At 69.5% G+C, this 7,937-nt stretch carries 8 protein-coding genes; 2 read left to right on the forward strand and 6 right to left on the reverse strand.

Features of this window, described 5'->3' with window-relative positions; genetic code table 11:
* From ACFWP5_RS50950 to ACFWP5_RS50960, 3 genes are all read right to left on the reverse strand, one after another.
* Nucleotides 1-717: chaplin (locus ACFWP5_RS50950; protein WP_384173785.1), on the reverse strand; the 717-nt coding region annotated here is incomplete at its 3' end.
* A 96-nt stretch (nucleotides 718-813) separates the two neighbouring features.
* Nucleotides 814-1,041: a chaplin ChpD gene (gene chpD / locus ACFWP5_RS50955; protein WP_026178071.1), complete on the reverse strand. Its 228-nt coding sequence runs from the start codon at nucleotides 1,039-1,041 to the stop codon at nucleotides 814-816.
* A gap of 291 nt (nucleotides 1,042-1,332) precedes the next feature.
* Nucleotides 1,333-1,749, reverse strand: a complete 417-nt coding sequence (locus tag ACFWP5_RS50960; RefSeq protein WP_384173789.1) for a rodlin — start codon at nucleotides 1,747-1,749, stop codon at nucleotides 1,333-1,335.
* 191 nt (nucleotides 1,750-1,940) lie between these two features.
* Between ACFWP5_RS50960 and ACFWP5_RS50965 the strand changes: the two genes are divergently transcribed.
* Both ACFWP5_RS50965 and ACFWP5_RS50970 read left to right on the forward strand, forming a co-directional pair.
* Nucleotides 1,941-2,354 (forward strand): rodlin, encoded by a 414-nt coding sequence (locus ACFWP5_RS50965; protein ID WP_384173792.1) that lies wholly within the window; start codon nucleotides 1,941-1,943, stop codon nucleotides 2,352-2,354.
* 315 nt (nucleotides 2,355-2,669) lie between these two features.
* A complete protein-coding gene (locus tag ACFWP5_RS50970; protein WP_384173795.1) occupies nucleotides 2,670-3,080 on the forward strand; it encodes a rodlin in 411 nt (136 codons plus the stop codon).
* 81 nt (nucleotides 3,081-3,161) lie between these two features.
* Here ACFWP5_RS50970 and ACFWP5_RS50975 read toward each other — a convergent pair whose 3' ends face one another.
* From ACFWP5_RS50975 to ACFWP5_RS50985, 3 genes are all read right to left on the reverse strand, one after another.
* Nucleotides 3,162-5,099 (reverse strand): AMP-dependent synthetase/ligase, encoded by a 1,938-nt coding sequence (locus tag ACFWP5_RS50975; RefSeq protein ID WP_384173798.1) that lies wholly within the window; start codon nucleotides 5,097-5,099, stop codon nucleotides 3,162-3,164.
* Nucleotides 5,100-5,184: 85 nt separating this feature from the next.
* On the reverse strand, nucleotides 5,185-6,774 hold the full coding sequence (locus tag ACFWP5_RS50980) for a von Willebrand factor type A domain-containing protein (protein WP_384173801.1): 1,590 nt from the start codon (nucleotides 6,772-6,774) through the stop codon (nucleotides 5,185-5,187).
* A gap of 147 nt (nucleotides 6,775-6,921) precedes the next feature.
* Nucleotides 6,922-7,785 (reverse strand): ABC transporter permease, encoded by an 864-nt coding sequence (locus ACFWP5_RS50985; RefSeq protein ID WP_384173803.1) that lies wholly within the window; start codon nucleotides 7,783-7,785, stop codon nucleotides 6,922-6,924.
* Nucleotides 7,786-7,937 lie beyond the last annotated feature (152 nt).

The following is a 7,937-nucleotide window of genomic DNA, read 5'->3' on the forward strand; positions in this document are numbered from 1 at the left end:
TTTTTTTTTATTGGATGGGGCCCCTTTGGCGTCTGTGGGGTGGTGCGCCTTACGGGGGGGGGGGGTGTGGTGCCCACGGGGGGGGGGTGGCGGGGTGTCTGGGGGGGGCGGGGTGTGATGAGGCGGCGTGTGCGGAGGGGGCGGCGTGTGGTGTCCACCCGTCGGAGGCGGCGGTGTCTCCTCGCAGTCCGGGGTGCCATAGCCCGAGTGGTCCCCGTGACCGTGACCGGTGTGGTCCCCGTGGCCGTAGCCCGTGTGGTCCCCATGGCCGTAGCCCGTGTGATCTCCGTGGCCGTAGCCCGAGTCACCTCCGGAGCCGTACCCCGTGTGGCCCCCGTGGCCGTAGCCCGAGTCACCCCCGGAGCCGTACCCCGACTCGTCTCCGTAGCCGTAACCCGAGTCGTCGTCGGAGTCGCCGTACGACGGCTCGGTCCACCGGTGGTGGTCGCCGTGCTCGCCGTGCCGGTGCTCGTCCTTGCCGCCGGCGCAGGAGTTGCCGAACGTCGGGTTGAACCCGGACACCACGTCGACGGTGTCGCCACAGGCGTTGACCGGTGCGTCGACCGGGACCTCGAGGCTGTTGCCGGACAGGACGCCCGGCGAATCCTTGGCAGCGCCGCCGGTGTACGAATCGGCCAGGGCGGGGCTGCCGCACAGGGACAGAATGCTCGTCGCGGCGGCCGCCGCGACCATTCCCTTACCCAGGGTCTGTCGCAATCTCGTTGTCTTCCTGCTTGAAGTGGGAAAAGCCGGCCTTGGAAACCTGTCCAAGGCCGGCCATGACACAGCCGGAACGGCTGGTGCGTTACGTCGTCAGTCGTTGACGCACGTGTTGCCGAACGCCGGGTTCAGCAGGCCGATCACGTCGATCGAGTTGCCGCACACGTTGACGGGGATGTGCACGGGAACCTGGACCACGTTGCCCGAGAGGACACCCGGCGAACCGATGGCGGCACCCTCGGCACCCGCGTCGGCGAAGGCCGGGGCGGCCATACCGAGAGCCATGATCGCACCAGCGACAACAGCAGCGCTCTTCTTCATGAACGTTCCCTTCTCTGCGGTCATGCCCTATGACGGCCGAAACCGAGCGAGCACAGCTTGGACGGCTCGCACCATGACCTGCAGCCTGTAAAACGAGGGATAGACACAGGAAGAAACTGAAGAACGCGTGCCACCTGACAATTCACTCGATCGTCCGCACCGAATTGACAGAATGGCCGCACCAACGAAGAAACGCTTCTCTTCAAGGGAAGACAGCTTTTTTCAGCGGTCCGGGCGACCCGCACGGAAAATCCGGCGGGCCGCCCGGGTCACTCTCAGGCGTACGGTCGGTCAGCTGCCGATGGCGCCGTTGCCCGACAGCACCGGGATGTTGTCGGCGAGGTGCGACAGCGGCTCGTCACCCTTGGCCTGGGTGGAGTTCTCGGTGCACTGCTGGTTCTGCGGGGCCGAGAGGATCGGCACGTCCTGGAGGACGGTGACCGGCACCAGCACGCCCACGATCGAGGCCGCGTTGACCTTGACCGGCAGACCGACACAGAGCTTGTTCAGGTCGCCCTGGGCGAGCCCGAGCTGGGGGCTCATGTCACCGGCCGTCTTGGCGTTGCCAAAGGCCTGCTCGGCACCGTTCCCGTCAACACTGGTGACGCCGTTGTCGTTTCCGATGGCCAGCGCCTGCGGGGCGGCCGTCGCCGAGACGCCGACGACGGAAGCCGCGACAGCCGTCGCAGCCATTGCCTTCTTGAGCATTTCTGCGGTCCTTTCCTGGCAGAGACACAATTCCTGCTCCCCCATCAACAGAGGTCGGCCGGATTGGTTGCGTGGCTTCACCCGGTTGGATTCATCTGGGCCATTGGAGTGAATCGGAGCAACCATGCGGCCCGGCACCAGTTGTTCAGGTCGCTCCGGTGGACGGGGTTACTCCAGAAGGGACCACGCAAGTGATCAAGAAGGTTATGGCTGCTGCGGCTGTCGCCGCTTCCGTCGTCGGAGCCTCGGCTGCCGTCGCCGCCCCGGCGATGGCGATCGGTAACGACAACGGCGTCACCACGACGAACGGCAACGGCGCCGAGCAGGTCTACGGCAACCAGGCCACGTACGGCAACATGAGCCCGCAGATGGCGCTCATCCAGGGCTCGCTGAACAAGCCCTGCATCGGCCTGCCCGCCAAGGCGAACCTGGCCTCGCTGGTCGGCCTCGTGCCGGTCACCGTTCTCCAGGACGTGCCGATCCTCTCCGCGCCGCAGAACCAGCAGTGCACCGAGAACTCCACCCAGGCCAAGGGCGACGAGCCGCTGTCGCACATCCTGGACAACATCCCGGTCCTGTCGGGCAACGGCTCCGCCGGCAGCTGATCTCGCGGACGTACGCAGCGGGCCGCCGACTTCTCGGTGGCCCGCTGGCCTGCCTTCGCCGGGACGCGCGGGCAGCGGCCGAGGAGTTCGGGAAACTGCGCGCGGACCGTCCGCTGGTCCCCCGCGGACAGCAGCCCCTGCCGAGCGACCCGCCGCGGATCACCCGCCGCGTCCCCGTGCGAGGAGGCCAACTTGCCCGCACGCGAGCCGACTTATTGCTCCATTCAGGGCAAAGGCCGCAACCAAACCAGCCATCACCCAGTTGATCATCGCGCGGCTCCGCAACGGGAGTCCGTCCTCCGAAAGGGTTTGAACATGAAGAAGCTGTGGGCGACCGCGGCTGTTGCCGCCTCCATCGCCGGTGTCTCGGCTGCCATCGCCACCCCGGCGATGGCGATCGGCAACGACGACGGTGTCACCACCACCAACGGCAACGGTGCCGAGCAGAAGTACGGCAACCAGGAGACCAAGGGCGACATGAGCCCCCAGCTCTCCCTGGTCCAGGGCACCCTGAACAAGCCCTGTGTCGGCCTGCCCGTCAAGGCCAACCTGGCCTCGATCGTCGGCCTGGTGCCGGTCACCGTCCTCCAGGACGTGCCGATCCTCTCGGCCCCGCAGAACCAGCAGTGCACCGAGAACTCCACCCAGGCCAAGGGCGACGAGCCGCTGTCGCACATCCTGGACAACATCCCGGTCCTGTCGGGCAACGGCGCCGTGGGCAGCTGACCTCAGCACCACGCACCACGAGAGCGGGCCGCCGAGCACATCGGCGGCCCGCTCTTCCGTGTCGTAGAGCCACTTCCTCGTCTACGACTGCTGCGGCTTCGGCCTCTTGTAGAGGGCTTCGATGTCGTCCGCGTAGGCCGCCGTCACCACGTGGCGTCTGAGTTTCAGGGACGGGGTGAGCAGGCCGTTGTCCTCGGTGAACTCGCCCTCGATCAGGGCGAAGGCGCGGATCGACTCGGCGCGGGAGACGGCCTCGTTGGCGTGGTCCACGGCCTTCTGGACGTCGGCGCGCAGGCGTGGGTCCTCGACGAGGTCGGCGAGCGGGGTGTCGGCCGGGAGCCTGCGGACCGCGAGCCAGTGGGCGAGGGCCTCGGGGTCGAGGGTGATCAGGGCGGCGACGAAGGGGCGGTTGTCGCCGACGACCAGGCACTGGCCGACCGGAGCGCGGCTGCGCAGACGGTCCTCCAGGACGGCCGGGGAGACGTTCTTGCCACCGTTGGTGACGAGGATGTCCTTCTTGCGGCCGGTGATGGTGAGATAGCCGTCCTCGTCGAGGGCGCCCAGGTCCCCGGTCGCGAACCAGTCATCCCTCAGTACGGCGTCGGTGGCCGCCGGGTTGTTCCAGTAGGCGCCGAAGACCACCCCGCCCTTGATGAGCACCTCGCCGTCGTCGGCGATGCGGATCGTGGTGCCGGGCACCGGGAGGCCGACCGTGCCGGGGCGGGGCCTGAGCGGCGGGACGACGGTGGCGGCGGCTGTCGTCTCGGTGAGGCCGTAGCCCTCGTAGACGATGATTCCGGCGGCGGAGAAGAAGAGGTTGAGGTCGCGGTCGAGCGGGGAGCCGCCGCTGATCGCGTACCGCAGACGGCCGCCGAGTTCCTTGCGGATACGGCGGTACACCAGCAGGTCGTAGAGGGCCCACGCGGCGTAGAGGGCGGGGCCGGGGCCCTTGCCGGTGCCGAGGAACTTGTTCAGGTACGCCTCGCCGAAGCGGACCGCGATGCGGTCGGCGCGGTCGAAGGAGGCGGCGCGGCCCATCTTCTCGGCGGTCGCGCGGCCGGCGTCGTGGATCTTCTCGAAGAGGTACGGCACGCCGACCAAGAACGTGGGCCTGAACTCCCGCAGTGCCGGGCGGAGTTCGTCGGGCTTGATGCTCGGGCAGTGGCCGATCTCGATGCGGGCCATCAGGCAGGCGATCTGGAGGGTGCGGCCCATGATGTGCGCGAGCGGGAGGAAGAGGAGCGTCGAGGCGACCTGGCCGGTGACCTCCGTGAAGAGGGGGTGCAGCAGCTCGACCATGTTCGCGGCCTCGGCGTGCAGGTTCGCGTGGGTGAGGACGCAGCCCTTGGGGCGGCCGGTGGTGCCGGAGGTGTAGCAGATCGTCGCGATCGTGTCGGGGGTGAGGGAGGCGCGGCGCTTGGTGATCTCCTCGTCGGTGATGTCCCGGCTCAGCGTGGCGAGTTCGGCCATGGCTCCCGCGTCCAGCTGCCATATGCGCGGGAGTTGGGGGTGGCGGGCCGTGCCCGTCATGACCGTGTCGGTGTTCTCGGTGGTCTCCGTGACGACGAAGCGGGCGCCCGAGTCCCTGACGATCCACTCCACTTGCTCGGCGGACGAGGTCGCGTAGATCGGCACGGTCTGGCCGCCCGCCGCCCAGATCGCGAAGTCGAGGACCGTCCACTCGTAGCGGGTGCGGGACATGACCGCGACCCGGCCGCCCGGTTCGAGGCCGGCGGCCATCAACCCCTTTGCTGTCACGGTGACTTCGTCGGCGAATGCGGCGGCGGTGACGGGATGCCAGGTGCCGTTCTCTTCGCGGCGGAGGACCACGGTTTCGGGGGCCTCCGCCGCGTTGGTGAACGGGAGGTCGGCGGTACTGCCGGTCGTCGGGCGCGGGGCGAGCGGCAGCGTGCCGGCTTCTCGTACGACGCCCCGCTCGTCCCGGCTGAGTTCGACCCGGGTGCGGGCCGCCAGGTCGGTGCGCTGCCGCGCCCGCTTCAAGTCCTTGCGTACGCCCATGACGGCTCCCGGTCGACGGTGACTGGGAGGTCAACCTACTCGCAAGTAGGGGAAGGTCAATGGGGCCTGTGCGGTTCCGGTGGGTTCAGTTCGTCCGGCGTGCCTCGTCGATCGCTTCGGCGAGTTGTCGTACGTCCTTGTCCTCCGTTTTCTTCGCCAACGCGTGGGCGCGGGTGGCGAGTTCGGCGAGGCCGGGGTTTCCGGGCAGTTCGCCGGAGCGGAGGGTGTCGGCGAAGTAGGCGGCCACGGCGGTGACTTGGAAGCGGGATGAGGCGTCGGCCAGGGAGCCGTGCAGGGCGGCGGTCTCCAGTTGGCCCGATTCCTCGTGCGGGGCGCGGGTGTCGGGGTCCAGCCAGCGGACGCTCGCCGTGGCGAGGTGGCCGTCGGCGCCGGGCCTGGTGCGGACGGCGTAGAGGGCGGTCACGGTGTGGCCGGGGCCGATCTCGCCGCCGTCGACGTTGCCGTCGCGGAAGTCGTCGTCGGCGACCTTGCGGTCCTCGTAGCCGATGAGGCGGAACTGGGCGACCGTCTCGGGGTCGAAGGCGACCTGGGCCTTGGCGTCGCGGGCGGTGAGGTCGATGTTCTGCGGGAGTTGGTCGACGAAGACCTTGCGGGCGTCGGCGTCGTTCGAGACGTACGCGGTGTGGCCGTCGCCCTTGTCGGCGAGTTTTTCCATCAGGGCGTCGCCGTAGTCGCTGCCGACGCCGACGCCGAAGAGGGTGATGCCGTGGTCGCGGCGTTCGTTCGCGATGCGTTCGAGGATCGAATCGGCGCTGGTGTCCCCGGTGTTGGCGAGGCCGTCGGAGATGAGGACGACGCGGTTGGTGGCGCCCTTGCGGAGGCCCTCGGTGGCGGTGGCGTAGCCGGTCTCGACGCCCGCGCCGAGGTTGGTCGAGGACTGGGTCTCCAACTCGTCGATGGCGTCGTGGACTTCGCCGCGGTGGCCGTCGAGGCGGGTCATCGGGAGGACCGTCTCGGCCTCGTCGCTGAAGGTGACGAGCGCGACCGAGTCGTCGTCGCGCAGTCGGTCCGTCATCTCGTCGAGGGACTTCTTGGCGAGGTCCAGGCGGCCCGTCTCGCTCATCGAACCGGAGACGTCGATGACGAACGTCAGGGCGGCGGGCGGGCGTTCGCCGGTGGAGTCGGCGGTGCGGGAGGCCAGGCCGACGCGGACGAGGGACCAGTTGGACGTGTCGGTGCGCGCTCCGTCGACGGTGACCGTGAAGCCGTTGCCGTCGGGGCGCTCGTAGTCCTGGCGGAAGCTGTTGACGAACTCCTCGGGGCGGATCGTCGACGGGTCCGGGAGCCGGCCGTCGGCGAGGACGCGGCGGGCGTAGCCGTAGGAGGCGGTGTCGACGTCGAGGGCGAAGGTGGAGAGGTAGTCGGGGGACGGGGCGATCTTGTCGGCGGGGCTGCTTGTCCGCTCGCCGTCCTGGTCTGCGCTCTGTCCGCCGTTCTGTTCGCCGCCGCCGGAGGTGACGGCCGGTGCCGGTGCCGGGAAACCGGTCCGGTTCGCCGCGTCCGAGCTGCTGGAGTTGCTGCCGCTGCCCTCGCCGCAGCCGGTGAGGAGCAGGCCGCCCGCGGCGGTGAGGGCGAGCAGGGTGGCGCGCAACCGCCGGGTGCGGTGGCGTGCGTATCCCTGCCCCGGTCGTGTTCGGTCGGTCTGGGTCTTCATCTCCCGTGCCCCCTCGGTCCGTTGACGTCGGCTTCTGCGACTGTGACGGCGAAGGGGGCGGGAATGTGCGCTATGGGGAGTTGCGGAAGAGTCTCGAAGGGGTCGCGATCATGGCCCGTCGAGACCGGTGGGAGACCCTCCGGTGACCTACGACACGATGTCCTTGCGGGCGAAACCCCGGAAGGCCAGGGCGAACAGCACGATGGCGTACGTCACGGAGACCGCCGTGCCCTGGATCATGCCGGACCACTCCGGATGGGGCTGTACGGCGTCCGCCCAGGCGAACTGCCAGTGTGCGGGCAGGAAGTCGCGCCAGTGGCCGAGGGCCGTGACGGCGTCCAGGACGTTGCCGACGATGGTCAGGCCGACCGCGCCGCCGACCGCGCCCAGGGGTGCGTCGGTCTTCGTCGAGAGCCAGAACGCGAGCCCGGCGGTGACCAGTTGGGACACGAAGATGTACGCCACGACGACCAGCAGACGTTGGGCCGCCGTGCCCGCGCCGATCGCGCCGCCGGTGGGCAGCTCCAGTGGACCCCAGCCGTAGGCGGCGGTGCCGACGGCGAGGGCGACGAGCGGGAGCAGGATCATCGCGGCGAGGCTGAGGCCGAGGCCGACGACCAGCTTGGACCACAGGAGGCGGGCCCTCGGCACGGGTGCCGCGAGCAGATAGCGCAGGGAGGACCAGCTGGCCTCGGAGGCGACCGTGTCTCCGCAGAACAGGGCGACCGGGACGACCAGGAGGAAGCCCGCCGACACGAACAGGTTCACCGCGGCGAAGTTGGCGCCGGACGAGGTGGCCGTGTCCATCAGCGTCAGCTGGGAGCCGCGGTCGCCCGGGGTGCCGCCGATCGCGAAGGCGGCGACCAGGACGAAGGGCAGCGCGGCGAGGATGCCGCCCATGACCAGCGTGCGGCGCCGCTTCAACTGCCGGACCAGCTCGACCCTCAGGGGCAGGGTGCGGCCGGCCCGGTAGCCGGAGGCCACCTCGACGGGCTCGGCGAGCGTGCTCATGCGGAACCTCCGATCAGGGTGAGGAAGGCGTCTTCGAGCCGGCGGTGCGGGCCGACGGAGGAGACGGGGACTTCCAGTCGTACGAGCTCTACGAGGAGTCGGGCAGCGGTGGGCGAGCCGTGGGTGGGGGGCCTCGGCGAGGGGCTCGGTGC

Source organism: Streptomyces sp. NPDC058469 (assembly GCF_042721125.1).
In the GTDB taxonomy this organism is placed as follows: Bacteria; Actinomycetota; Actinomycetes; order Streptomycetales; family Streptomycetaceae; genus Streptomyces.